Source organism: Aliishimia ponticola, from assembly GCF_004803475.1.
Lineage (GTDB): Bacteria > Pseudomonadota > Alphaproteobacteria > Rhodobacterales > Rhodobacteraceae > Aliishimia > Aliishimia ponticola.
Map to the genome: position 1 here is coordinate 145,195 of NZ_SRKY01000001.1, position 25,456 is coordinate 170,650.

The window sequence follows — 25,456 nt, forward strand, 5'->3', positions numbered from 1 at the left end:
GAAATGAACATCGCGGTCCCCATACAAGCGCCAAAACCTGCCGCCGGGCACATTGCCCGCGTGCATGACGGCACGGGTATGCCCGTGGTGTTCATCCCCGGCTTTCTTGAGACGACCGATATCTGGTCCTCGCTATTGCGGCGCACGCGCCCATTCCTGCCGGAGTGTCACGCGCTGTCCTTGCCGGGGCACCCGCCTTGGGTGCCGGAGCCGGATGATCACCTGACCGACGACTGGGCCAACACCATTGCGGAAACACTGGAAGACCTGGGGCCAAAAGGCGTGCGCCTTGTGGGCCATTCGACCGGCGGGCTTGTTGCGCTTGAAATTGCGCGGCTGCGCCCGGATCTGGTGAAGGACGTTTTGCTGATTGGCGCGCTGCACGCAGGCGACGTGGGCGGGCACAAGACATGGACCCATGCCGCGGCCGAAATGCCGTGGATCGGTCCGTTTCTTCTGTCCGCCGCGCTCAAGGCTTGGTTGCGGTCCGAGGAATCGTTTCGCGCCGGTCTGGCCTCTTCCATGGCCGACAGGGCCGGGCTTTTCGATGTTCCGGTCGATATGCGCGAAATGATGCGGTCTGCATGCCCGCGCACGCTTCATGCGCTTTTGCAGTGGATGTCTCATCGCGACGGTGCCGACCTGTCCGATATTTCGGCCCCCGTGGCATCGGTCATCGGCACGCGCGATGCGGTGATTTCCCCGCATCATCAGATAGATACCTTGCGTCTGCTGGGCAATTCCAGCGCCACGCTGGTCCCGACGGGGCATTTGCCCTTTCTTGAACGCCCCGACCTTTTCGACCCCCTTTTTCTTGGATGGCTGTCACGACGAACACCTAATTGATTTGACCTGATCGTTAAGGCTTGCGTAACTGGTGCATCTGTTTTGCCACCGGCCGTTTTTGCGTGGCATCGGAAAGGATGCCAGATGACGATCCCAATGCGCGAAGATCCTGCCAAGCTGACCGACGAGAACGTGATCCTTCAAGCCGATCTCGGCCTTGTGGATTCCCCTTCGGAAGAGGTGTTCGATCGCGGTGTGCGACTGGCGTCACGGCTTGTCGGCGCGCCGGTCAGCCTGCTGTCCTTCGTTGATGGCACGCGGCAATTTTTCAAGGCCCAGAAGGGGCTTGCCGAACCTTGGGCGACGTTGCGCGAAACCCCGCTCAGCCATTCCTTCTGCCAGCATGTCGTGTCCAGCGACGCGCCGCTTATTGTCGAGGATGCGCGCAAGGACGAGATGCTGAAAGACAATCTGGCGATCCCCGATCTGGGCGTCGTGGCCTATCTGGGCGTGCCCGTGCGGCACCCGTCGGGTGCGGTTCTTGGCTCTTTCTGTGCGATTGACAGCCAGCCGCGCCAATGGACCGAAGAAGATCGCGCGCTGATGACCGATTTGGCCGACGGGATATCGAACGAGATCAAGCTGCGTGCGGCGCTGCTGGAAAAAGAGCGGCTGCGGCAGGAAAGCCAGCAGATGAAGAACCGGCTCGATCTGGCGATCACGGCAGGGCGGCTTGGTGTCTTCGATCTGGATCTGGAGACCGGCGAGTCGCAGTGGGACAGCATGTTGTTCGATCTGTGGGGGATGCCCAAGACCGAAGCAAACCCGTTCCCGCTGGCGATGCAGATGCTGCATCCCGACGATCTGCCAGCCCATGAAGAGGAATTCGAGAAAGCCAAGACGCCCGGCGGCGATGGTCTTTATTCGATGAATCTGCGCGTCCGCGTTCCGGGAGAGGTGTCTTCCCGCGTGCTGCATGCGCAGGGCAAGGTGTCCTTTGAGGGGGAGACGCCCAAACGGATGGTCGGGGCGGTACAGGACGTGTCCGAACTGTGGAATGCGCTGGAACAGCAGCGGCTTTTGACAAAGGAACTGAACCACCGCGTCAAGAACCTGTTCGCGATTACCGCAGGGCTGATCAGCATCACCGCCCAGGAATCCAAGGATTGCAAGGAGATGGCAGATGCGCTGCGCTCGCGTATCCTGTCGCTATCCGCGGCCCACGACCTTGTGCGGCCCGCCATCGTCGGCGAAGAAACCCCCGATACCGAAGCGGAACTTGATGGGCTGGTCAAAACAATCATCAGCCCGCATCTGCGGCTGCCCGAGCAGTTGCAAAGCAATGGCGCGGCGATTTCGATCGCGCCCGATCTGGCGTCGTCCTTCGCCCTTCTGCTGCACGAGTTGGCCACCAATGCCGGCAAGTACGGTGCGCTGTCCCATATCGACGGCCGCCTGAATGTCAGCTGGACTCATCAGGGCGACACGCTGCACATCCATTGGAACGAAACCTGCGCGGCAGGGGCGCTGCAAAAGCCTGTGGATGAAGGGTTCGGATCGACGCTGATCGACATGACCGTGCGGCGCAAACTGCGCGGCGAATACGAACTGGATTGGAAACCGGACGGCCTTTCTGTGACTGTCCGGTTGCCGTGGAAGCAGTAAGGGGGCGGTTACGTCCCCTCGCTAAGAACCTCTGTCGAGGCAAAGAACATCGCCTGCGAGATCGACGACAAGACCTGTTCTGCACGGAACGGCTTGGTGATCAGGAAGGCGGGTTCTGGCTTCTCGCCCGTCAGCAGACGTTCGGGATAGGCCGTGATGAAGATGACCGGGATATCGCCATGTGTGGAGAGCAGATCATTGACCGCATCGATGCCCGAGCTTTCGTCCGCCAGACGGATATCGGCAAGGATCAGGTCCGGCTTTTCGCCCGACGCGATTTCGATCGCTTCGTCATGGGTCTGCGCCACGCCAAAGACGCGGTGACCGGCATCCGATACGATATGTTCCAGATCGGCCGCGATGATCGGCTCGTCTTCGATGATCATCACCGACCCACGGGCCGCTTCCGCCAGTTCCTGCTGGCCGATACGGATCAGTTCACTCGCTTCCTCGACGCTCGATTCAAGGATATGGGCGACTTGCTCCACGTTGAAATCCTCCATCGCGAAAAGCAGCAGCGCCTCGCGGGAATTCACCGTCAAACGGGCCAGATGGGCCTGCGCCTTGGCCGCCTTGCCCTGTTCCTCTTCCGAGACAGGTGCGCCCGAGCTGTGCCAGATCCCGTGAAACATGCGGAACATTTCCAATCGGGCCGAGGCCGGATCCGGAACCGTGGCCGGGTCCGCGATCATCGCCTCAAGTACGGCCGCCGCATAGGCGTCACCGGTCGACTGGCTGCCCGTCAATGCCCGCGCATAACGCCGGAGAAACGGAATTTGGTTAGAAATGTGCTTCATTGCCCCCACTTTCTGACTTACGCAGGGAACCAATTGCCGTTCGCCGCGTTGTGCTCTCATATATAGCGGGCGAACCCCGGAGGTAAAACGAAAGAATACGAAATGAGTGATAGAGGCAAATCCACACAGAGCCCGCTCGGCGAGAACTTGCGCTCCGCCTATAGCGACACCGTCGACGAGGGTGTTCCGGCTGAATTTCAAGAACTTATCGACCGGAACCTCAAGCAGGCTTTCGACGATACGGTTTCCGAAGGCGTGCCTGACCGTTTTGCCGATCTGATCGCTCAACTGTCGGAAAAGACCAAAAACGCGGGGACACAATGACGGCATTTCAGGACGAGGTGGTTTCACACGTTCCCACCCTTCGTGCTTTTGCCCGAAGCCTGACACGCGATGCGGCGCGGGCAGATGATCTGGTGCAGGATACGCTGGTGAAGGCGTTCAGCAACGCTGAAAAATTCCAGCAGGGCACCAATATGCGGGCGTGGCTTTTCACGATCCTGCGGAACCTCTTTTATTCGGATCGCCGCAAGGCGGTGCGCGAAAGCGAAGATCCCGAAGGTACATTGGCGGCGGGCCTGTCGGTCAAACCCGACCATGACGGGCGTCTGCAATATGCCGAATTTCAAACGGCCTTCGCCGAACTCAGCGATGAACAGCGCGAGGCGCTGACCTTGATCGGGGCGCTGGGCATGTCGTATGACGAAGCCGCCAAGATGTGCGGCGTCGCAACCGGAACGATGAAAAGCCGCGTCGGTCGGGCGCGCAAGGAACTGGCGGAACGAATGCAACTGGATGACGCTGGTGTGATTGCTGAGAATGAGTTTGCCACAACCGGAGCGGCTAGCTGGTCGGTCTGAACGATGGGGTTTTCCATGCGCGGGTCCGGATGGTCCTTACACGCCCGATTTCTTTCGGTTTTTGCTCTTGCGCTGCTGCCGATCGTGGCAGTGGCGTGGTACGCGTCTTATTACCTGACAGAGAACAACGTGACGGCGCAGCAAGTGGAAACGCTTGAGCCGGTCATCGTCGGCACGCAGGAATTGGTGGGGCAGTTGCGCACCGCTGAAACCCTGATGGATATGCTGGCGGCGGTGGATCGCAATGGGCTGGACTGCGATGTGGCGCTCAGCGCCGTGCGCACCACGCGGCTTGTGACCAATCTGGCCGGGGTCTTCGACCCGGATGGCACGCCCATCTGCGCCGATGCGGATTTCGCCCCGGACGTGTCGCGCAGCCTGGCCTCGATCCCCTCGGAAGACCCCGAGATCATGGGCGGCCTCGTCATGGTGCGCGAATCCGGCGACCGACTGCTGGCGCTGTCACTGTCGCTGCCGGGGCTGGACCTGCCCGAATACACCACCGAAATCTCGCTGATTGGCCGCGACGATGCGATTGTCACGCTGCTGGGCGAGCCGCAAACGCTGACCGATCCGGCGCTGGCGCGCGGCGACCCGGAACAGCCCGCCACGATCCGCCGCTTCAACGCGGCGTCGATTGCCAGCATGCCGGTTGGCATCGACGATATAAACCTGTTTGCCGTGCTGGACGATGATTACGTCGGCCCCACGAAGCTGGGGCTGATCGCGCAATCGGCAATCATGCCTCTGGGCTTTTTCATCGCCTGTCTTGGTCTCGCATCGATCTTGCTGAAATCCTTCGCCTTGCGGGATATCAACAGCTTGCGTCAGGAGATGGCCGAATTCGCAGCCGATCGCCGGGTGGCCTCAGAGGGGGGCATCGCGCCGTCGCTCACCAGCGATACCAGCATGATGCGCTCTGACTTCCGCATTCTCGCTCAGCAACTTCTGGAAGAAGAACAGATCGGATTGGCCCGGCTGGCCCATTCCGAAACGCTCCAACGCGAAGTGTTCCACCGCGTCAGCAACAATTTCCAGATCATCCTGTCCACCATCCGTCTGATTGCGCGCGAAGGCAGCGTGATCGAAAAGACCGACGAAATCTCGCAGCGCGTCCAGATGTTGAGTCTCGTACACCACGCCCTGCATGACATCGACGGCACCAGTCTGCACAGCTTCCACGAGGCGGTGCCAAAGCTGCTGGACGGGGTGCGCAGCGCCGGGATGCTGATTGGCGCCCCGATCGAGACGGATTTGGCGCCGGTTCACCATTCTGTGGCGCGGGTCTATGCCTTGCTGCACCTGACGATTGAGGCGCTCTACCGGCTGGACCGGATGGGCGCGACCGAAGTGCAGATGGTGGCGACGGAAGACGCGCTGACGATCACCGCCGATTGTGGAGACGTGCCGCCAAACCGGCTAAGCGACGCGCTGGTCAAGACATTCGCGCGTGACCTGAAAGGAGCCGCGGGCTGGCAGGGCAACGTCTTTGTCGCCAGCTTCCCGGAGCCGTCGGAGGATGACTGAAATCCTGCTGACCGCCGAAGAAGCGTATCCAGCCTTTGAAACGCTGGTCGCCGAGGCAGAGCGGGAAGTTCTTATCTCCATGCGCCTGTTCGATCCGCGCACGCGCCTGCGCAAGCATACCGATCTGGGCCAGACATGGAATGACCTGATCGCGCATAAACTGTCGCAGGGGATCGATGTCGATGTGACCATCACCGATTTCGACCCGGTCGCACGGCCCGAATTACACCGGTATTCGTGGGAATGTCTGGCAGAATTGAACAAGCTCCAAGATACCGGCCCCGGCAAGATCCGGGCACGGGTGCATATGCATCCCGCACGGGCTGGATGGCTTTATTCCCTCGCGCTGCGCGCCACGACGCGCCAGAAAATCGCCGATGAATGCGCCCGTCTGAATGATTTGCCGCCGCAAGAGCGGGACCGCCAATTGGCCCATATGCCAGAATTTCGCAAGCTGATCCGCGAAGGCGGATCTCTTGCCCCCAAGCGCTGGCCCCCGGCAAGTCTGCGCCCGGCGTCACATCATCAGAAGATGGCGGTGATCGATGGCAAGGCGCTTTATGTGGGCGGTCTGGACCTGAACCCACGCCGCTATGACACGCTGGATCATGACCGTGTCGCGCAGCAAACGTGGCACGACATTCAGGTGATCGTGCGCGATGCCCGTGCCAAGGCGGGCCGCGACCATATCTTGAAATTCCGGCAGGAAACCGAAGGCACGCCGCCGGGGCAGACCGCCGGGCTGCTGCGCACGCTGTCGCGCCGCCAACGCAGCTTTGCGCGCCGGATCGGCCCGACAGAGGTTCTGCGCGAAATCGAAGACACCCTGCTGGAAATGTTCCGCGCCGCGCGCAGCTTCATCTATGTCGAGACGCAGTTCCTGCGCTCCAGCGTGATCACAGAGGCGCTGGTGGCCGCTGCCGGGCGGGGCGTGGACCTGATCGTCATTCTGCCTGCCGCGCCCGAAGATGTCGCGTTCGAGGACAGTTCCGATCTGGATGCCCGCTTTGGCGAGCAGTTGCAGGTCAATGCGGTCAAGGCCTTGCGCGCCGCCTATGGAGAACGGCTGTTCCTGGGCGCGCCCGCGCAGCCATCCTCTGCGACAACCCCGGATAATCGCGACAGTCTGGGCGGGGCAGAGATCATCTATGTTCATGCCAAGGCGGTGATCGTCGATGGTGCGGCAGCGCTTGTGTCGTCGGCCAATCTCAATGGGCGGTCGATGCGCTGGGATACGGAAACCGGTGTGCAGCTTGAGGGGGAAGAGGCGCAAACCCTGTTCGATCGGTGCTGCGCGCATTGGTTCTGCGACGCGCCGCCCAGCGGGCTGACGACTGCGGCGGCATGGGACAGGGCAGCGGCGGCAAACCTCGCCCAGCGGCCCGAGGATCGCAGCCACTTCATCCTGCCCTATGACCCGCAGCCTGCCGCCGAAATGGGGCAGCACTTGCCCGGCGCGCCCGAAGAATTGGTCTGATTGCGGGAACCTTTCTGACCACCGGGCGTTGTACTTGTAACCGGAAACGGAAAACAAGGAGACAGACGATGAATTGGGATGAAATCCAAGGCAAGTGGAAGCAATTCAAAGGCGACGTCCAAAGCAAATGGGGCGAGCTGACGGATGACGAAGTCGATCAGATCGACGGTGACCGCGAAGCTCTCGAAGGCAAACTGCAAGAGCGGTACGGTCAGACCAAGGAAGAAGCGCGCGAGGCGGTCAACGAATGGCTGCGCAGCTGATGCACGCGTGACATGACAAACGGCGCTGGTGTCAGATGATGCCGGCGCCGTTCATGTTTTGCGGGAACAGGGCGGCTTAAGCATATGAAGTATATTGCGATTATTGGGTTTGGTCCGCGCGGGCTGGCCGCCGCCGAAGCGCTGCTGCGCGAAAGTGGCGGCGCGGTGCGTATCGACGTGTTCGATCCCGAAACGGCCCCCGCCGCCGGGCCGAATTTCCACCCGGAAGAACCCGACCTGTGCAAAATCAACCTGCCCATGCGCGCGATTGATTTGCCCGCGCCGGGCAGCTTTGACTTTCCCACCTTCGATGTATGGAGCCGCGTCACAGACGCCGATACCTATCCGCCGCGCGCAGAGCTTGGCAGCTATTTCAATGACCGGTTGGCCGCGCTGATGGCAGCGCATCCAGAGGCGCTTCGGCTGCATCAAAGCTGCATCACTGGCGCTGTTCGGGATGATGACCGCTGGCTTTTGGAACATGATGGTGGGCGGGTCGGCCCCTTTGACGCGGTGCTGCTGACCCTTGGACAGCCGCGCACCGCGCCCGACGCGCAAATCTCCAAATGGCAGCGCGCCGCCGCGACCCATAACCTGACACTGACAGAGGCATATCCTGCGCGCGAGCTTTTGGCCGCCGCACGCGATTGGTCGGACAAGACCGTCGCGATCCGCGGGCTGGCGCTGTCGACCCTTGACGTGGTGTCCATCCTGACGCTTGGCCAAGGGGGCGCATTCGACGGGCAGGTCTATCGCGCCTCGGGCAATGAGCCGCGCGCGATCGTGCCGTTCTCGCTTGACGGGATGCCGCCAGCGCCCAAACCAGTGGAAGCTGTCGATCCGGGGTTTGACCTGCTGGACGGCGAATTGGCCGATCTTCGCGATGCGCTGAAAACGGCGTTGGGGCAGGGGCCGGACGAAGCCCTGGACAGTTTGACTGCCGCCCTATGTCCCCCGGTCCATCGCATAACCGGGCAGGACGCGCGCGCGTGGCTGGAGACAGAGCGGGACGCCCCCGGCACGCAGCGCGGCGACGATCCGGTTGCGGCCCTACGCAGTGGCATCGATATGGCTACGGGCAGCGCGGCGCCTTCGGTCGGCTATACGCTGGGGCAGATCTGGCGCAAATGGCAGCCGCAACTACGGCAGGATTTCCGCGCTCATGCCGGGCGCGTCGATACTCGGCTGGCGATTCTGGGCTTCGACACCGGGTTGAAACGGTATTCTTACGGCCCGCCCGTCAGCAGCGCCGCCCTGCTGCTTGCCCTGGTCGAGGCAGGGCTGGTCCGGCTGGGGGTGGCGGATGATCCCGATATCGACGTGTCGCAGTCCGGCTGGCGCCTTGATGGAGAAACCACAGCGCAGGTGATGGTCAACGCGGTCCTGGCCGCGCCCGATCTGGCACGCGTCACCGATCCGCTGGTCACTGGGCTTGTCTCTGACGGCGCGCTGACCGCACTGGATAAAGGCGCGGGCGTGCGCATCACGCCCGATGGTCAACCCGTCGGCCAAGACGATCAGCCGGTGCCGGGGCTCTACTTTCTGGGCCGCTTGACCGAAGGCAGCGCAATAGCGACGGATTCGATCCACGATTGCTTTGGCACCTTCACCGCAGCCTTCGCCGCCCATGCAACGCGGCCGGCAGACCGGTGAACGCCAACCGACCCACGACGTTACAGAGCGGAGCGGAGAGATGAAACTGCATGAAATCCTTGACGATCTGAAAGACACCGCAGGTTCCGGCGATGTAAAGGTCGGTGAACTTCTGGATGCGTTCAGCGGACGATCACTGGGGGTGCTCATCACGCTTTTCTCGGTGGTCGCCGCCCTGCCGATTATCGGCGCGCTGCCCGGGGCTTCCATCGCGACGGGGGTGCTGATCATTGCTGCGATCGGCCAGTCGCTGTTCGCCGATGGCGGCATCTGGGCGCCGCAGCGTCTGCGCGATGTAGAGCTGGACAGTGACAAGATCGACAAGGCCATCGACAAGTCCATGTCGGCGGCGAAATGGGTCGATCATCACCTTGCCGGGCGGCTGACATTCCTGACCGAAGGCAAGCTCGCGCGCGGTGCGATGATCGCCGCGACCGCCTTTCTTGCCGTGCTGTTCTTCCCCTTGGCGCTGCTGCCCGGCGCAGTAACGCCCGCAGCCCTCGCCACGCTGGCCTTCGGACTGGCACTGATGAGCCGCGACGGCCTGATCGCGGCAATCGGGTACGGGTTCACGCTGGTGACATTGGTGGTTGCGATCTGGCTCAGCTAGGCTTCGTTGCCCCGCCGGCGCGGTCAGAGCGGTCGATCTGGTCATCTTCGCCGCCCAGGAACAACCCGATGGCGCGGGTTGCCGGCACCTCGTCCAGAATGATCTTGCTGGCAATCAGGATCGGCACCGCCACAAGCATTCCCATCACCGACCAGAGCCATGCGAAGAAAGCCACCGTGATGAACACCACGGTCGGGTTCAGCCGCAGCCGGCCTGAGATCAGGTAGGGCGTCAGGAACTGCCCTTCGAGCGAGGTCAAAGTCATATAAGTGCCGAAAACCAGCGCGGCGGACCAAAGCTCGCCGCTTTCGCCATAGCCCACCAGCGCCGCAAGGCTCGCGCCTGCCATCGCGCCGAGATAGGGGATGAAGTTGAAGGCAAAGGCGATAAAGCCGAACAGGATCGGGTTTGGCAGCCCCAGAAAGGCCATCGCAAGGCCGATACATATGCCCAGACCGGCGTTGATCATCGTAATGCCGCCCAGATAGGTGCCCAGCTTGTCGGACACGCGGTCCACTACGACGACAGCGGCGCGCTTGTCCTGGAAATCGGGTGCCACCTCCACCAGCTTGCGCAGAAAGGTAGAGCCGGAAGAAATCATGAAGAACATCAGGATCAGCGTCAGCGCGAATTGTGCCACGAAGATCGGTCCGATCTGCGCCGCCTGGGTCAGCAGACCGCTGCGCTCTTCGACGGCGACGGCGGGCGTGTCATCTGTCTCGCCATCCATCATCTCTTCGGCCGCTTCGCTGGCCTCTTGCAGCTTTTCGATGGTTTCCCCGCCCATGGCGGAAATGTCGGCGCGTAGCTCCCGCACCATTTGGGGCAGGTCATCGACCAGCATCATGACGGGGCTGGATACCGACAGAATGACCGTCGTGATCAGCGTGCCCAGCCCGATCGTGACGACACTGGCGGTCACGACGCTAGGCACACCCTTGCGCGACAGCCAGCGTTCGGTCGGCAGCACCAGCAGAAAGCCAAGCAGCGCTGCGGTGATCGGGATCAGAAAGGACGCCGCCCAGCTGAGCATGTGAATGGCGAGGATGAGGAAAATCCCGATCAGGGACCAATGTACGCGGTCCATCGCCTAGGCATCCCGCGCGGGGCCAAGCGTATCGGCTTTGACCGCGCCACGTTCCCCCATCGGGGCCGGTGCGCCGGTCGTCGTATCAATGCTCGTCTGATGTTCCATTTCGGCGTTCACCTTTGCTCCGATCAGCACAACAAAGACCGAAATCCACATCCACATCATCAGGATGATGACGCCAGCGATTGCGCCGAAGCTCTTATTGTAGTCGGCGAAATTCTCTACGTATACGGTGAACGCGCCAGAGGCCGCGACCCACAGGATGCAGGCCAGCACCGCCCCGTAGGACACCCAGTTCCATTTCGGGTTCGCGCGCGACGGGCCAAAGCGGTAGAGGATCGACAATCCGGCAATCGTCATACCGGCCAGCACAACCCAGCGCCCGATGCGCGTGATGGCTTCGCTGACTGTGCCAAGGTCAAGAAAGGCGAGAAGGACAGGGATGCCAAGGATCGCGGCAAGCCCCAGCACAACACCAAGGATGATCAGTGCAGTCAGGCCCAGGACCTGAAGGTTCTTGGCGACAAAGCCGCGCGCTTCGTCTTCGTCATAGACCACATTCAGCCCATCACACAGCACGTTCACGCCGCGTGACGCGGACCACAGCGCCAGCCCGACAGACACAAGCAACGCCAGTTCCAACTCTTGCGAGGTGGCGACTGACGTTGCCTGTTCTGTCATGATTTCAAGGACATCCCCGGGAACCACGCCGCGCAGCGATTCAAGCTCCGCCACGACGGTTTCGCGGTCGAGGATCAGCCCGGCGATGGCGAGGATCGCGGTGATCGCCGGGAAGATGGCCAACAGGCCAAAGAACGCGACGCCCGCGGAGACGAGGCTGAGTTGGTCCTCGCCGATCCGCTTCCAAACGCGCGCACCGATATCCAGCCACCCCGATGCGGGGATTTGGGTCGGGCGGCGGGCGGCGCGTCCGCGTCCGATCACCGGCTCGACTCGTTCAGGTCGGCAATGACGGCGGTGCGGTCGCGGCCACTGACCTTGGAAAGCTCATCCTCCAGCACGGCATCAGCTTCGGCAAAGGCGCTTTCGCGGTCATGGTCATTGTTGCGCTTCCACATGATCGCGCCAGCCACGGCGGCCCCAACGGCAAGGGCGATACCGCCCACGACCAGCGGGTTTTCCTGCACGAAATCCGTGCCGCGCCGTGTGGCGTCACGCCCCTTGGTTGCGGCGGCTTCGGCAGTGGCGATGGCTTTCTCGCGCGCGGCAATGACGCGGGCGCGGGCCTCTTCGCTAAGCTCTTCGGTGCCTTCCGCGATGCGGGCGCGCATGTCACGCGCCTGATGGCGCAGTTTGCTCAGTTCGATCTGAGCTTTCTCGAAGGTTCCGGGATGCGTTGTCATCTGTTCGGTCTCCTGTGTCTGGGTCTGCGCGGCAGCCTGTGCCGCAGCGGGGGTTATCGGCTCTGGCGGGGCGTCATGGCGGAAGCGCGCGACCGGTTTCTTCGGTGTGCGCAGCCAGTCCCACCCGGTGCTGATCAGTGTCGTCACGATCGGCTGGGTGCCTGAGCCATTGATGTTCTGTGCCAGCGATTTCACGAAATCCGATCCGCTGGCGGCGACATGCTGCGTGGCTTCGGCAGCAAGGTTCTGGGGCGTCAGACGTTCGCTCAACGTGCTGAGCGATTGGGTCAGCTCCAGACGGTTTTGCGCCGCTTCGCGTTGAAGATGCTCAAGATCAGCCATGGGCGTGCTCCCGGATTGCGTGGGCGTCGCGGCGCATACTTGCCATTGCCTTGGTCGGGGCCAGGCTGGAGGCGCGCAGATCGCTCATCGCCTTCATCACAAGAAGAACGGCGACCAGCCCGAAGACCGCGCAGACGATCAGCGCAGCCGCCGTGGCGGACAGGCCCCAGGCGATCAGCAGCGTCACCAAGGTGCCCGCCAGCAGATTGAGGCTGATCATCGCCATCACGGCAGCGGCCAGCATCAGGCCGATAGCCAAGGCGGCACGAGACAGGTTCTCGCCAATCTCGGCCTTGGCAAGCTGCACTTCCGATTGGGCGAGCCCTGCGCTTTGGCGCAGGACATCGACCAGCACGGCCAGCGTGCTTCTGGGATCGCGATCGCTCATGACCGGTCCCCATTGTCGGCCATCATACGGGCGACGGCATAGCCCAGCAGGGCCGCGCCGCCGACGAAGACCACCGGATTGCGCTTGGCAAAACCGGATACGTCGCGGCCAAGCTGGCCCAAATCCTTGTCGCGGATCGCATCAGCCGCATCGGCAAGGCCCGCGGCCAGTTGCCCGAAGGAGCGTTCCTGAAAAGACCCGTCCCGCAGCGAAGACGCCGCATTGCGCAGCGTGCTGGAGGCGCGGTCAACGGAACTTGCGATCTGGTCGGCGGTGGCGTCGGCTTGGGCCTGCGCGGAGCTTGCAATGCTCGACACGCCATCCTTGAGGCTCTTGGCCGTGGTTTCCGCCGCGTTTGCTGTTTCGTTCACAACCTCATCGAGGCGCTCGGCTTTGGTATCGGACTTTGTCATGGGGGTATCCTTCCTCGGGTGCAGGTGTGCAGGGAAACCCCGGAACGCGCAGGCGCTCCGGGGGTAGGGGGAAGAGAGGGTTAGTCGAACATGCCCTCGGTCATGTCTTCGCGGTCGGTCAGCGCGTCTTTCGACAGGCCGGTCACGAACACGACGTCATCATAGTCGTCGCCTTCCTGAACCATCGCATATTCCGCCGGCTTCAGCATGACATGCTTGTCACCGATATCGAGGAACCCGCCGACTTCGGCGATGACGCCAATCATCTGGCCGTTGCTGTCAAGAACAACGTCCTTGATCTCGCCGATGCGGTTCCATTCGGGATTGATCTCGGAAAATTCGACTTCCGCATCCCATTTGTAGCCTTCCGTCGTGGCCGCCGTATACACGTCGCCGCCGGTCAGGGCGCTGGTGCGGATCATGCCGCCATAATTCATGGCGTTGGTGTCGGCCATTTCGGTTTCGCCGAGCTGAGTGCTGGTGCTGCTCAGATTGCTGGAATAGTTGGAGTCGTCTTCCATCTCCGTCTCCGCTGCAGAGTGGCTGTCTGCCAGCGCGCCGGTGCCGATGAGAAGGGTGGATGCGATAAGAACATGTTTCATGGTCTGACCTCCTTTTGCAGTGTTCAGCGTGATTGCTGTATGTCCAGTCAACGAAGCGCGGGACGGATGGTTCCGAAAATTTTTCCCGTCATGCGCGTTGACGCGGCGTGAACTTGCGCAGGGGCAAGGGCGGGTCAAAGGGCACGCAAAGCGCATGCAAAAAGGGCCGGACGTTGCGGTCCGGCCCTGTTTTTCGATCTGCGTATGTGCGTTAAGGCGTTGTTTTTCTGACCCTTTGCGCGTCGCGGGTCAGCGCGGCAAGGCGGTAGAACCCATGCGCCATCTTGGTGAAAGGCGTCAGCAGGAAGAACGCCAGAACCGCCCCCAGATGCAGCACCAAAAGCGCGGGCATCGCGGCGGTCTCGCCCAGCCCGTAGAGCAGCAGACCGCTTAGCGCGACGAACCCCAGAAGGCCGATGAACCCGATTTCCCCGCCCCAGGCATGGGCGGCGCCCAGATGCCGGTCCGATTTCAGTTTCAGGCGGATCATCTCGAAACAGCCGACCACCAGCAGCACGCCGCCGGACAGGCCCAAGAGTTTGGGCAGCGACAGCAACCCATAGGGGGCGGGTATGTCGAAGCCGTAATGCATCACTGTCGCCACGCTGGTGGAGGCAAAGCACAGCAGGAACCCATACATCACCGCCTGATGGACCGCGCGGCGGGCTTGGGTAAAGCGGTCTTCATCCTCGAAGTTGCAGCCATCGCCATGCCCGCCCGACAGGTTGCGCATGTTCGCGGCGGCGCCAAAGGCCTGAACCAGATCCGACAGGCGCAGCCGTTCGCCGCCCGTCGCCCGCCAATATCGGCGCAGGCTCAGGCCAAGACTGGCCAACGGGAACAGGAAGGCCGGCAGGAAGATCGCCACCATGGCATTATGCGACAGCACCGCATAGAACCCGTCGCCGCCCATGCTGGCCAAGGCCTGCGCGGCCCAGAACAGCAGGGCAAAGCCCAGCACGGTTGCAACGGCGATCATCACGCCGCTTTTCTGAAAGGCCCGCGCCGCCGATTGCGGAAATGCGAACTCTTCCCAACTGTCCTGGCGGACATTGGCAAGCGCTTGCGGCAGGTTCAGTTCGAATTCGTGGGGCGCGGTGTATTGGCAGGCGTAATAGCACCCCCGGCAGTTGTGGCACAGATTGGCCAGTTGCGTCAGGTCGCCATCGGAAAAGGCGCGTTCCGCATGAAGCGCCGGAAAGACAGAGCAATACCCCTCGCAATAACGGCAGGCATTGCAGATTTCGGCCTGACGGCGCGCTTCGGCGAGCAATTCAGTTTGCATGGGCTGCGGCCTCCTTGCCGGCGATACGTCCAAATACGGTGCCAATGGTCATGCCGAACCCGGCCAGATAGCCTTGGCCAAGGATCGACCCGGCCATGGTTTCACCTGCCGCCCAAAGGTTCGTCACCGGGCGGTTCCCGATGGAGCATTGCGCATTCTCGTCCACCTTCAGACCCAGATAGGTAAAGGTGACGCCGGTGCGCAGCGAATAGCCATAAAACGGCGGATCGGTGATGGGGCGCGCCCAGTTGGTCTTGGGCGGCGTCAACCCGGTGGTGGACACCCCATCCAGTTCCGTCGGATGGAACCCCGATATGTCGCCGCAGGCTGCATTGAATTCCGCCACCGTGGCGCGCAGCTTTTCGGGGGGCAGGTCCATCTTCACGGCAAGTTCTTCCAGCGTGTCGGCCTTGATCGGCGGGAAGACCGAGGGCATGAACAGTTTCAGCGATTTGGCGTCGATGATGACATAGCCGACCTGATCGGGCTGCGCGGCGACGAGACGGCCCCAGATCGCATAGCGCTTGGGCCAGACATCCTCTCCCTCGTCATAAAAACGTTCGGCCTGATTGTTGACGACGATGGAAAACGGCACGCAGTCCAGCCGCGTGACGATGCCGCCATCGAATTTCGGTGCGCGCCCGTCAATGGCGACCGCGTGGCATTGGGTCGGATCGCCCACCTGTTCGATCCCCTGATCCAGCAGATCGGCCAGCACGACCCCGCGATTATAGGGCGTGCCACGGATCAGGAAGTTCTTCGCCGCCGGGCCCCAAGCGCGGGCCAGCCAATCCGTATCCGCCTGAAACCCGCCCGCGGCGACGACGACCGATGTGGGGCTAAGGCGGTGTGTTTCGCCGTTCTGGGTATAGGTGATGGACGCGACGCGGTTGTCGTCGAGCTCCAGATGGGTGACGGCGGCCTCGTATTCGACCTGCACGCCAAGCCCCTGGGCCGTGCGGTAATAGGCGTTGACCAGCCCCTTGCCACCGCCAAGGAAAAAGGCGTTCGTCCGGGCAAGCGACAAGGTGCCCGACAGCGATGGCTGAAAGCGCACGCCGTGATCCTGCATCCATGGCAGGCATTCTTCCGATGTTCGGATCGCCAGCCGCGCCAGCCCCTCATCGGTTTTGCCATCCGTCACCTTGAGCAGGTCCGACAGGTATTCCTCTTCGGTGTAGGATTCGACCAGCGGACCAAGCGGGCCGTGATGCATGCAGCGGAAATTGCGGGTGTGGCGGGAGTTGCCGCCGCGATAGGGCTTGGGCGCGGTTTCAAGGATCAGAACCCGTGCCCCGGCCTCCGCCGCCGTGATCGCCGCGCATAGCCCGGCATTGCCGCCGCCAATCACGACGAGATCCCATGTTTGCTCAGAGGCTTTCACTTTTGGCCCTTTCATTCGTCATCTTCCGTACCACGTTCGCGTTCGCGCAGGGTGCGGATGCGCAGCCGTTGCGAGGCTTCGATATGTGCGCGCATCGCTGCCTCGGCCGCCGCGCCATCGCGTGCCGCCATCGCGTCAAGCACGCGGCGATGTTCGTCATCCGCCGCTTCCGCCCGGGCGCTGTCCGACAGCATGGTCGGCCCCAGGATCATCATCGCTTTTTGCAGCGATCCCATGGATTTGGACAGGAACCGGTTCTTTGCCGCATCCAGCAGCGTGGCGTGGAACACCCGGTTGAGCCGCGCCGCTTCCTTGGGATCGCCGGTCGCGGCAAGCCGGTCATGCAGCGCTGCGAGTTCTTCCAACTCGATATCGGAGGCCGCCCGCGCCGCCAGCCGCGCCGCCGTGCCTTCCAGAACCGCGCGCATCTCGTAAAGTTCCATCACCTCGGGGTAATCCAGCCGCCGCACGGTCGCGCCGGTGCGCGGGACATGGGCCACAAGCCCGTCGGCCTCCAGCTGGCGGATCGCCTCGCGCACGGGGGTCCGGCTGACACCAAGGCGCTGGGCCAGTTCGGTTTCGCGCAAACGATCCCCGGGCAGCAGGCTGCCCTCGCGGATTTCGGACAGCATTTGCCGATAGGCCGAGTTGCCCTGCGGACCGGTCTGAGGACCCGCCACAGGGTCGGTCTGTGTGCCGCTATGTGTGCCGGTCTTGGGGCTGTCATCCGGGTCGATCATTATCGGTCCTTGCAAATTGCATACAGGTGGATACAAGTGCGTACATAGGCTGTCAACAAGGAAGAAACGCGTCATGTCGTCCCCCTCACTTTCCCGCTCTGTCTGGCAAAGACGCGCCCTGACACTCGCACTGGCCGCGGCGGGGGCGGGGCTGTTCTGGTGGTTGCATTTGCCGCTGCCGTTCCTGTTCGGACCGATGGCGGCGTGCCTGATCGCGGCGCTGGCGCATGTGCCGATCCAAGGCTTCGGGCAGGTCTCTGTCGCGGCGCGCACGATTTTGGGGGTGGCGGTCGGGGCCTCCATCACACCGGCCCTGTTCGCGGAGCTGCCGCGCATGGCGATGTCAGTGGCGCTGGTGCCCCTGTTCATCGCGCTTATCGGATGCATCGGCGTGCCGTTTTTCCGCCGGATCTGGGGCTTTGACGCGCCCACCGCCTATTACGCGGCGATGCCGGGCGGGTTGCAGGACATGGTGATCTTCGGCAGCGAAGCGGGCGGCGATCCACGTGCGCTGTCGCTGGTCCATGCGACGCGGGTGCTGATCATCGTGACACTGGCGCCGGTCTTCCTGACCTCTGTCTATGGCGCGGGGCTGACCAACCCGATTGGCGCGCCTGTCAGCGAAGTGCCCGCGATGGAGCTTGCGCTGATGGTTGCGGCGGCGCTGATCGGCTGGAAGGGCGGGGAGCGGATCGGCCTTTTCGGCGCGTCCATCCTTGGGCCGATGATCGTGACGGCGGCGCTGTCACTGGCGGGGCTGATCCATATCCGCCCCCCGCGTGAGGCGATCCTGTTCGCGCAGTTCTTCATCGGCTGTGGGATCGGCGTGCAGTTTCTGGGCGTCACATGGTCGGAACTGACGCGGGTCGTGGCGGCGGGTGTCGCCTATGTCCTTGTGCTGGCGCTGCTTGCGGCAGGCTTCACCGTCTTCGTGTCCAACCTTGGGCTGGGCGATCCGGTGGATGCCTTCCTTGCCTTCGCGCCCGGCGGTCAGGCAGAGATGACGGTTCTGGCCATCGTGTCCGGCGCGGACCTTGGCTTTGTCATCACACACCACCTGACCCGGATCGTGCTGGTGATCGTCGGCGCACCGCTGGTGGCCGGGATCATTCGGCGGCGAAGACCTCTGGATTGACCATGTTCTCCGGCGCGCCATTCGCATAGGCGTTGATCTGCGCGAAAATGTCGGCGAACTGCGTGTCGAACTCGTCTTCCGTGACGAAACCGATATGCGGCGTGGCGATCAGGTTCGGATGCGCCAGCAGCGGATCGGCCGGATCGGTCAGCGGCTCGCTATCGAAGACATCGGTGGCCGCCATGCCGGGACACCCGGCATTCAGCGCGTCCAGCAACGCGCCCGGAGCAATCAGCCCGGCGCGCGACGTGTTCACCAGAACCGAACGCGGCGACATCAGCGCCAGATCCTCGGCCGTGACGATGCCCCGTGTGTCGGGTTTCAGCCGCAGATGCAGCGACACGATATCGCTTTGACCAAAGAAGGCGGCGCGGCTTTGGGCCACGGTTTCGCCATCGGCTTGGGCGCGGGCACGCCCCTCGGGCGAGGCCCACCAGACGACCTCCATCCCGAAGGCGCGGGCATAGTCGGCCACAACGCGCCCGATCCGGCCATAGCCATAAAGGCCCAGAACACGGCCCCGCAGCGTGCGCCCGACACCCATCTGCCAGCCCCCCGCCTTGGCAGAGGCCATCTGCTGCGGCAATTGCCGCATCGCCGCCAGCATCAGCGCAAAGGTCAGTTCCGCCGCCGCGTAATTCGCGCCGGCGCCGCCGGTTTTGGAACACAGCAGCACGCCGTGATCTGTGCAGGCGTCCACATCCACATGCGGATAAACGCCCCGCTGCGAGATCAGCTTCAGCCCCGGCAACCGTTCCAGCAAGCTGCGGGTGACGCGGGTGCGTTCCCGGAACAGCACCACCGCATCGGCGCCCCGCAACCGCTCCGCCAGAACTGCCTCGTCCTCGACATGATCGGTCCAGACGGTGACATCATGGCCCTCCAGCAGCGAAAAACAGGGCAGGGCGCGCAGCGTGTCGAACCAATCGTCGAGAATATGGACTTTCATCGCTCAGGCCTGCGCTGTCAGCGCCTTGAGCGCCTTGCTCACACGTGCGTGCAGATCGATCAGCGTGCTTTCCGCGGCAGGATCGGTGGCGATCTTGCCAGCCAGATCCGCGCGCAGGTCTTCGAGTTGCCGCTTTGCCATGCAGAGCTTGTCGTAATCGGTCATTGTCGTCTTCCTCAGTGAGACAGCAGGACAGGGATTTGGATGTTGCGGAGGACATCGCCGGTGACACCGCCAAAGAAATCCTCGCGGAACTTGGAATGTTCATAGGCCCCCAGCACCAGAAGAGAGGGCGTGTGACGGGCGCAATAGGACAGGATCGTGTCCGCGACCGGGTGGCTGCCGGGAAAATTCTCGTGCACCGCCTTGATGTCGTGACGCGCCAGATGGGTCATCAGATCGTTGATCGGCCAATCGGTCCGATGCCCGATTGTCAGCACGCTGACGCGCCCGTCGCTTTCCAGCAGGCGCAGGCTGTCGGAAAGCGCCCGCGCAGCGGCGCGCCCCCCATCCCAGGCTAAAGCGGCGTGATTGTGCTGCGCGCCCGCATCATAGCCTGCGGGAACCACGATGATGGGCCGTCCGGACAGCAGCGCGATCCGGTCCGGGTGCAGCGTCACATGTTCGTCGTCATCCTCGCTATGCGCGCCCACGATCAGCATGTCGAAATGCCGCGCGGCTTCCGACAGCACTGTATCGACGCGGCCGGCCTTTTCCTCGAAGCTGAGCGCATCGCCAAGGTCCAGCGTGGCGCGCAGCGCGTTGAACCGATCTTCGATCTCTTGGATCAGCCCCTTGTTGGCGGCGGTCAGGATTTCTTGCGCTTCTTTCGGGATCCAGCGCGAACGGCGGTCGATCACCTCATGCGTGGAATGGGCGAGCAGGGCGGTCACATGCGCACCGCGATCCTTGGCCAGCGATGCGGCATAGCGCAGCGCGGCCTCCGATTGGGCGGACCCATTGAACGCCACAAGAAGGTTCATGATCGGCATATCAGTGACCTTTCCAGATGTGCGACGGGACATAGACACGCCCATCCGCGAGTTTCCGGGCCGTGCGCAGCAGCCCGGCCGAGTTAAGCGAGAACCCATCCGCCATGTCGAAATCGACCAGCACTTCGATGGTGCCGGATGCATGTTCCAACACCACATTGGCCGGGTTTTCATTGGGACGGCTCAGCAGGCCGTCGGCGACGCTGCCGGGCGTAAGTGCGCAGGACGCAAGACATTGCGAGCCGGTCACCGCCATCGACGGATGCGTGGTCCACGGCATGAAATAGCGCGTCGCAATCGTGCCGCCGGATTTGGCCGGGGCCAGTAGGCCGAATTTGGGCGTCACGGATTTGGACACATCGCCCATCCCCATCGCCGCCCCCGCCTGAAGCCGGACGGCCTCCATCCGGGCGAAGAACTCTCTGTTCTCGTCAAGTTCGGCAACGCTTTCGTGCCCGGTCAGGCCGAAATCCTCGGCCCGGGCAATCACCATGGGCATCGCCACATCCATGCAGGTGACTTCGATCCCGTCGAAGCTGTCGCGCAGGTTGCCGGTGGGCAGAAACGCCCCGGTAGATGATCCGACAACCCCCATGAAATTCAGGGCAATTGGCGCGGCGCTGCCCGGCACGCCCGCGATCTGGGCATCGCCCTCGTAGGTCAGCGCGCCGCCGGGGGTCTGCACCTTGGCCAGCACCTTGGCCCCTGTGTTGACGGCGCGGATCTTGACCTCTGTCACGTCGCCCTGCGGCGCGATCAGGCCCATTTCAATCGCGGCGGGCCCCACCCCTGACAGGATGTTGCCGCAGGTCGGTTTGAAATCGACCAGCTGATCCTCGACCGAGACCTGCGCAAAGAAATAATCGACGTCGGCCCAATCGTCGTCGGACGCCGAAAGCATGGCGACCTTGGTCGTCACCGCCACGCCGCCGCCGATCCCGTCGATATTGATCGGGTGGCCCGATCCCACGGCGGCGATCAGGACGTCTGCCAGCGTCTCAAGGTCTTCGGGCAGGTCCGCGCGGTTGAAATAGGGCCCGCGCGAGGTGCCACCCCGCATGAAGAAGAAGGGGATACCCGTTTGCGTCATGTCCAACGCTCCTTATTTCAGCGGCCACGGCAGATCGACGGCGTCCTGCAGCAGGCCCGGCGGGAAGTCGCGGTTGAGCGCCCCGGCCATCACGCACATCATCGCAATCCCGCAGGCGGTCAGCAGCAATGTCCGGCCCCAGCTGGCCCCGGCGCGCACCCGCAGGAACGCGGTCAGGAAGCCAAGCAGCGCAAGGATGAAGCCGACGAACCAAGTCGCCACGATCAGACCCGCGAACCATGCCAAGGTGGACCACAGGCCAAAGGGCGCATCCGCGTCCTCGCCCGCGATTTCCTTGTCGGCAAAGATCACGTCGGTTTCCGGGCGCAGCATCATCTGCACCAGCATCACAAGGCAGCAGGCCAGCGCGATGCCCCCGATCACCAACGGCACGATCTTGTCGGTCATGTTGTAGTCGGGGATCAGGCTTGCATTGATCAGCGCCGTGACCAGATAGCCCGCGATCACCAGAAGGAATACCACCGGCGCGCGCTTGGACCCCGATTGCACATCGCCTTCGGCCATGATGCTCTTCGCCTGCCGGATGCCCAGTACCACCGACACGACCGTGACGATGATCAGCACGATCACGATGGGCGAGAACAGGTAATCCATGCCTTCCTCAAAGCTCTTGCGGAACCGGAAGGAGGCAATCTGGAACGCCTGGTTGGAGAATTTCTCAACCGGGTTGGACAGCACGAAACCGATCAGGAAGGCCGGGCGCGACCAGTCGAAGCGGCGCAGGAAGATGCCGATCAGGCCGATCACGAACAGGGCCAGAAGGTCTTCGAAGTTTTGCCCCGATTGGAACGCGGCGAAGCTGATCAGCATGAACAGGAAGGGCGCCAGATAGGTGAAACGCACCGTTGTCAGCTTGGCGATCCCGCCAGAGGCCGCGATGCACAGCAGCGTGCCCACCACATTCGCGAGCGCCAGCAACCACACGATGGAATAGGTGATGTCGAGATTGTCGCGCAGCATGGAGGGGCCGACCTCGATATCGCCGGAGCCCAGCAGCGCGATGGCCCCGATGAAAATCGCCATGGAGCCGGAGCCGGGGATGCCGAACAGCAAGGTGGGTACGAGTCCGCCGCCTTCCTTGGCATTGTTGGAACTTTCCGGCCCGATCACGCCGCGGATTTCGCCTTTGCCGAAGTTGGATTTGTCCTTGGTGGTCTGCACCGCATGGCCATAGGCGATCCAGTCCACGACCGACCCGCCGAGGCCCGGAATGACGCCGACCAGCACGCCGATCAGCGAACAGCGCACGGACAGCCATTTGTTCGCGACCCAATCCTTGACGCCCGCGCCCCAGCCCGCGCCCAGCTTTGCATCCTTGGCGATGGACCGGTCCTGCCGCAGCAGGCTGACGATCTCGGGCACCGCGAAGATGCCAAGCCCCACGATTACCAGTTTCAGACCGTCGGTCAGATAGGGGATGTCATAGGTCGCCATGCGCAGGCTGCCGCCCGCATCGGCCTCGCCAATGGTGCCAATCATCATGCCCAGACCCGCGGCCGCAAGCCCTTTGAGCGCGACCCGGCCCGCCAGAACGGCGACCATCGACAGGCCCAGCACAGTGATCATCAGCATCTCGGGCAGGCCAAAGGCCAGCACGATCGGGCGCGCCACCAGAATGAAGAGGGTCAGGAAGAACGCCCCCACAAGCCCGCCGAAAAGCGACGAGGTGAACGCCGCCGACAAGGCCCGCGCGGCTTGTCCCTTTTTGGCAAGCGGGAAGCCGTCCAGCACGGTCGCCTGCGACGCGGAGGAACCCGGTATCCCCATCAGAACAGAGGCGAACGTGTCCGATGTCGGCACCACCGCGACCATCCCGATCATCAGCGCCAGGCCCAGAACCGGGTCCATGCCGAACATGAAAGGAAGCAGCAGCGACAGGCCCGCGATCCCGCCAAGGCCCGGGAAGACGCCCACGGCCAGACCCATCACCACGCCAAGCACCAGATAACCCAGCACCATCGGTTGCAGAATTAGTGCCCAAGCCTCGCCTAACGCGGGCAGGGCAGTTGCGAATGTGTCCATCGCCCCCACCGTCTTCTGTATGTCGAAAAGAAATGCGGCCCCGAACCGCAGTCCGGGGCCAGAGTGGTTCCGCTTAGTTCAGCGAAACGCCATAGGCTTCTTTGAGCCAGTTTGTCACAAAGTCCTTCGCGCCGGAGGACACCGATGTGCCTGCGTCAGTCGCGGCACGGGCGCTTTCACCAACAAAGACGTCGTATTTCCCGACGCGCTTGGAGGCGATTTCCGCGAAATCGGCACGGTTGCGCACGGCGTCGAAGGCCGCAGCATAGGTGTCGCGGACCTCATCGGGGGTGCCTGCGGGCAGGAAGGCGATCTTCTGAACCGGGAAACCGGCGACGAAGAAGGCTTTCCATGCGTCCCATGCCTCACCGGATGTTTCGCAGCCTTCGGTCGCTTCGCAGACTTCCTTGAAGGTCGGCATCTCCGGGAAGGTCGGGTCACGCACGATGTTGCCATCGGCGTCCAGCGCGCCCCATGTCATCATCGGTACGGCCTTGCCTTGCGCCACCAGATCCGCAGCCGCGCCCAGATAGCTTGACGAGGTCTGGTAATCGATTGTCGCTTCGCCGCGTTCAAACATCAGGCGGCCATCGCCACGGCCCTTGATGCCAAAGACCGGCTCGACATTCATGCCCAGCATTTCCCAGGCCAGCAGCGGAACGAGGTCAAGCCGCGTCGCGCCCTGCGAGCCGTAGATGAAGTCGATATCCTTGAGGTTGTTCGCGGTGCCGTCGAACTTTGCCCCGTCTTCGGGGTTCAGATATGCGACGCCGCCGGTGCCGGATGCCATGACCGGGGTCCAGTCGCTATATTCATAGCGCACGCGCGGATCGCCCAGCAGATACGGGAATTGCGTGGAACCGGACGTGCCGAACAGCAGCGTGCCGTCTTCGTGCTCTTGTTCCTGGAACCAGTTCGCGCCCTTGGTAGAGCCCGCGCCCGGCATGAATTTCACGACCACGGTCGGGTTGCCGGGCAGTTCTTCGGCCAGCAGCGGCGCGAAGAAGTTGGCCCATTTCGCCGAACCACCGGTTTCCGAGAACGGGATGACCCATTCGATCGTCTTGCCGGAAAAATCGACCTCTGCCAGCGCCGGAGCGGCCAGCAGCGTCGTCAATGCAACAGAGCTTACGAGGTTCTTGATGGTCATTGGTGTCCTCCCATAGACCTTGAGATCGCCGGAAACATGGCCCGACGATACGCATTTGGTAATTTAAAGGGAACGAATCCCTCCTCCGATGTCTCTCTAGTGACGACTCAACCTTGCACGAACCTTGCGCATCGTGACAAAGTTTTCAGCATGCGGATTGCTGTGATCGAAGATAACGTGGCCTTGGCCAATGGAATTGCCTACCGCCTGCGCGAGCATGGCCATGCGGTGGACCTGCTGCATGACGGGCCAAGCGCGGATGCGTTTCTGACCCGCGAAGGCGCGGATATGGTGGTGCTGGACATCAACCTGCCGGGTCTTGATGGGCTTGATATTCTGCGGTCCATGCGCCGCAGGGGCGACGGCGCACCGGTGATCTTGCTGACCGCGCGCAGCGATACCCATGAACGGGTGGCGGGGCTGGATGCGGGGGCCGATGACTACCTGACCAAACCCTTCGCCATGGATGAGCTTGACGCGCGGCTGCGGGCCATGTCGCGGCGCAAGAACCTGACCTATACCGCGCGCGAGCAGACCGGCACTTTGGTGTTCGACAAAGCCTCGCGGCAATTGCTGGACGGCGACACCGCACTGGATCTGCCGCGCAAGGAAATCGCCACGCTGGAATGCCTGTTGGAACGGCGCGGGCGCATCGTCTCCAAGGCGCAGCTTCTGGCCCATGTCTACGGCACCGGCGCGGATGTCGAGGAAAGCGCGATCGAACCGCATGTCTCGCGCCTGCGCAAGCGGCTGGAACCCTATGGAATGCGGATCAAAACCGCGCGCGGTCTTGGCTATATGCTGGAGACCGACCCCGAATGACGCAGCGGGCGCGGTCCCTTCGGCTACGG

At 62.8% G+C, this 25,456-nt stretch carries 27 protein-coding genes; 11 read left to right on the plus strand and 16 right to left on the minus strand.

Annotated features, from left to right (window positions below; translation table 11 throughout):
* The first annotated feature begins 3 nt into the window (after nt 1-3).
* Together E4Z66_RS00725 and E4Z66_RS00730 are read left to right on the plus strand one after the other, a co-directional pair.
* Nucleotides 4-846, plus strand: a complete 843-nt coding sequence (locus tag E4Z66_RS00725) for an alpha/beta fold hydrolase (RefSeq protein ID WP_136461026.1) — start codon at nt 4-6, stop codon at nt 844-846.
* 84 nt (nt 847-930) lie between these two features.
* The gene (locus tag E4Z66_RS00730; protein WP_136461027.1) at nt 931-2,451 is read left to right on the plus strand and encodes a sensor histidine kinase; all 1,521 of its coding nucleotides are present in this window, start codon (nt 931-933) and stop codon (nt 2,449-2,451) included.
* Between the two features lie 8 nt (nt 2,452-2,459).
* Here the strand turns inward: E4Z66_RS00730 and E4Z66_RS00735 are convergent, their stop codons facing one another.
* Nucleotides 2,460-3,248: a response regulator gene (locus E4Z66_RS00735; RefSeq protein WP_136461028.1), complete on the minus strand. Its 789-nt coding sequence runs from the start codon at nt 3,246-3,248 to the stop codon at nt 2,460-2,462.
* 102 nt (nt 3,249-3,350) lie between these two features.
* Between E4Z66_RS00735 and E4Z66_RS19550 the strand changes: the two genes are divergently transcribed.
* From E4Z66_RS19550 to E4Z66_RS00770, 7 genes are all read left to right on the plus strand, one after another.
* A complete protein-coding gene (locus E4Z66_RS19550; protein ID WP_168797689.1) occupies nt 3,351-3,572 on the plus strand; it encodes a NepR family anti-sigma factor in 222 nt (73 codons plus the stop codon).
* Nucleotides 3,569-4,108, plus strand: coding sequence for a sigma-70 family RNA polymerase sigma factor (locus tag E4Z66_RS00745; protein ID WP_136461029.1), 540 nt, complete (start codon nt 3,569-3,571; stop codon nt 4,106-4,108). The genes E4Z66_RS19550 and E4Z66_RS00745 overlap by 4 nt, the downstream gene beginning before the upstream one ends.
* An 84-nt stretch (nt 4,109-4,192) precedes the next feature.
* Nucleotides 4,193-5,635: a sensor histidine kinase gene (locus E4Z66_RS00750; RefSeq protein WP_168797690.1), complete on the plus strand. Its 1,443-nt coding sequence runs from the start codon at nt 4,193-4,195 to the stop codon at nt 5,633-5,635.
* Complete coding sequence (locus tag E4Z66_RS00755) at nt 5,628-7,112, plus strand: phospholipase D-like domain-containing protein (protein ID WP_136461031.1); 1,485 nt, start codon at nt 5,628-5,630, stop codon at nt 7,110-7,112. Before E4Z66_RS00750 ends, E4Z66_RS00755 begins: the two co-directional genes overlap by 8 nt.
* Before the next feature lie 68 nt (nt 7,113-7,180).
* Nucleotides 7,181-7,375 (plus strand): CsbD family protein, encoded by a 195-nt coding sequence (locus tag E4Z66_RS00760; protein ID WP_136461032.1) that lies wholly within the window; start codon nt 7,181-7,183, stop codon nt 7,373-7,375.
* An 84-nt stretch (nt 7,376-7,459) separates the two neighbouring features.
* Nucleotides 7,460-9,028: an FAD/NAD(P)-binding protein gene (locus E4Z66_RS00765; protein ID WP_136461033.1), complete on the plus strand. Its 1,569-nt coding sequence runs from the start codon at nt 7,460-7,462 to the stop codon at nt 9,026-9,028.
* Nucleotides 9,003-9,638 carry an exopolysaccharide biosynthesis protein gene (locus E4Z66_RS00770; RefSeq protein WP_136461034.1) on the plus strand — a complete coding sequence of 212 codons (636 nt, stop codon included), beginning with the start codon at nt 9,003-9,005 and terminating at the stop codon, nt 9,636-9,638. The genes E4Z66_RS00765 and E4Z66_RS00770 overlap by 26 nt, the downstream gene beginning before the upstream one ends.
* On the opposite strand, the gene E4Z66_RS00775 is transcribed toward E4Z66_RS00770, so the two are convergent.
* The 9 genes from E4Z66_RS00775 to E4Z66_RS00815 form a co-directional block, all read right to left on the minus strand.
* Nucleotides 9,631-10,725 carry an AI-2E family transporter gene (locus tag E4Z66_RS00775; RefSeq protein ID WP_136461035.1) on the minus strand — a complete coding sequence of 365 codons (1,095 nt, stop codon included), beginning with the start codon at nt 10,723-10,725 and terminating at the stop codon, nt 9,631-9,633. The genes E4Z66_RS00770 and E4Z66_RS00775 overlap by 8 nt on opposite strands.
* 3 nt (nt 10,726-10,728) lie before the next feature.
* Nucleotides 10,729-11,673 carry a YihY/virulence factor BrkB family protein gene (locus E4Z66_RS00780; protein ID WP_246035819.1) on the minus strand — a complete coding sequence of 315 codons (945 nt, stop codon included), beginning with the start codon at nt 11,671-11,673 and terminating at the stop codon, nt 10,729-10,731.
* A complete protein-coding gene (locus E4Z66_RS00785) occupies nt 11,670-12,434 on the minus strand; it encodes a DUF3618 domain-containing protein (protein WP_136461036.1) in 765 nt (254 codons plus the stop codon). Before E4Z66_RS00785 ends, E4Z66_RS00780 begins: the two co-directional genes overlap by 4 nt.
* Complete coding sequence (locus E4Z66_RS00790) at nt 12,427-12,822, minus strand: phage holin family protein (RefSeq protein ID WP_136461037.1); 396 nt, start codon at nt 12,820-12,822, stop codon at nt 12,427-12,429. The genes E4Z66_RS00785 and E4Z66_RS00790 overlap by 8 nt, the downstream gene beginning before the upstream one ends.
* On the minus strand, nt 12,819-13,235 hold the full coding sequence (locus E4Z66_RS00795) for a hypothetical protein (RefSeq protein WP_136461038.1): 417 nt from the start codon (nt 13,233-13,235) through the stop codon (nt 12,819-12,821). The genes E4Z66_RS00790 and E4Z66_RS00795 overlap by 4 nt, the downstream gene beginning before the upstream one ends.
* An 80-nt stretch (nt 13,236-13,315) precedes the next feature.
* Nucleotides 13,316-13,837: a PRC-barrel domain-containing protein gene (locus E4Z66_RS00800; RefSeq protein ID WP_168797691.1), complete on the minus strand. Its 522-nt coding sequence runs from the start codon at nt 13,835-13,837 to the stop codon at nt 13,316-13,318.
* 211 nt (nt 13,838-14,048) lie between these two features.
* A complete protein-coding gene (tcuB, locus tag E4Z66_RS00805) occupies nt 14,049-15,122 on the minus strand; it encodes a tricarballylate utilization 4Fe-4S protein TcuB (RefSeq protein ID WP_136461040.1) in 1,074 nt (357 codons plus the stop codon).
* Nucleotides 15,112-16,521 (minus strand): FAD-dependent tricarballylate dehydrogenase TcuA, encoded by a 1,410-nt coding sequence (gene tcuA, locus E4Z66_RS00810; RefSeq protein ID WP_136461041.1) that lies wholly within the window; start codon nt 16,519-16,521, stop codon nt 15,112-15,114. The genes tcuB and tcuA overlap by 11 nt, the downstream gene beginning before the upstream one ends.
* On the minus strand, nt 16,518-17,246 hold the full coding sequence (locus E4Z66_RS00815) for a GntR family transcriptional regulator (RefSeq protein WP_136461042.1): 729 nt from the start codon (nt 17,244-17,246) through the stop codon (nt 16,518-16,520). The genes tcuA and E4Z66_RS00815 overlap by 4 nt, the downstream gene beginning before the upstream one ends.
* A 73-nt stretch (nt 17,247-17,319) precedes the next feature.
* Here E4Z66_RS00815 and E4Z66_RS00820 point away from each other — a divergent pair, with 73 nt between their 5' ends.
* The gene (locus E4Z66_RS00820; protein WP_136461043.1) at nt 17,320-18,381 is read left to right on the plus strand and encodes an AbrB family transcriptional regulator; all 1,062 of its coding nucleotides are present in this window, start codon (nt 17,320-17,322) and stop codon (nt 18,379-18,381) included.
* Here the strand turns inward: E4Z66_RS00820 and E4Z66_RS00825 are convergent.
* From E4Z66_RS00825 to E4Z66_RS00845, 6 genes are all read right to left on the minus strand, one after another.
* Nucleotides 18,353-19,330, minus strand: coding sequence for a D-2-hydroxyacid dehydrogenase family protein (locus E4Z66_RS00825; protein ID WP_136461044.1), 978 nt, complete (start codon nt 19,328-19,330; stop codon nt 18,353-18,355). The two genes, E4Z66_RS00820 and E4Z66_RS00825, sit on opposite strands and share 29 nt — an antisense overlap.
* A 3-nt stretch (nt 19,331-19,333) precedes the next feature.
* Nucleotides 19,334-19,495 carry a hypothetical protein gene (locus E4Z66_RS19555; RefSeq protein WP_168797692.1) on the minus strand — a complete coding sequence of 54 codons (162 nt, stop codon included), beginning with the start codon at nt 19,493-19,495 and terminating at the stop codon, nt 19,334-19,336.
* Nucleotides 19,496-19,506: 11 nt separating this feature from the next.
* On the minus strand, nt 19,507-20,322 hold the full coding sequence (locus tag E4Z66_RS00830) for a universal stress protein (protein WP_136461045.1): 816 nt from the start codon (nt 20,320-20,322) through the stop codon (nt 19,507-19,509).
* A 1-nt stretch (nt 20,323) separates the two neighbouring features.
* Nucleotides 20,324-21,412 carry a 4-oxalomesaconate tautomerase gene (locus tag E4Z66_RS00835; RefSeq protein WP_136461046.1) on the minus strand — a complete coding sequence of 363 codons (1,089 nt, stop codon included), beginning with the start codon at nt 21,410-21,412 and terminating at the stop codon, nt 20,324-20,326.
* A gap of 12 nt (nt 21,413-21,424) precedes the next feature.
* Nucleotides 21,425-23,455: a tripartite tricarboxylate transporter permease gene (locus E4Z66_RS00840; protein WP_136461047.1), complete on the minus strand. Its 2,031-nt coding sequence runs from the start codon at nt 23,453-23,455 to the stop codon at nt 21,425-21,427.
* Between the two features lie 73 nt (nt 23,456-23,528).
* Nucleotides 23,529-24,605, minus strand: a complete 1,077-nt coding sequence (locus E4Z66_RS00845; RefSeq protein WP_136461048.1) for a type 2 periplasmic-binding domain-containing protein — start codon at nt 24,603-24,605, stop codon at nt 23,529-23,531.
* Between the two features lie 150 nt (nt 24,606-24,755).
* On the opposite strand from E4Z66_RS00845, the gene E4Z66_RS00850 reads away from it, so the two are divergent.
* Nucleotides 24,756-25,427, plus strand: coding sequence for a response regulator transcription factor (locus tag E4Z66_RS00850; protein ID WP_136461049.1), 672 nt, complete (start codon nt 24,756-24,758; stop codon nt 25,425-25,427).
* Nucleotides 25,428-25,456 lie beyond the last annotated feature (29 nt).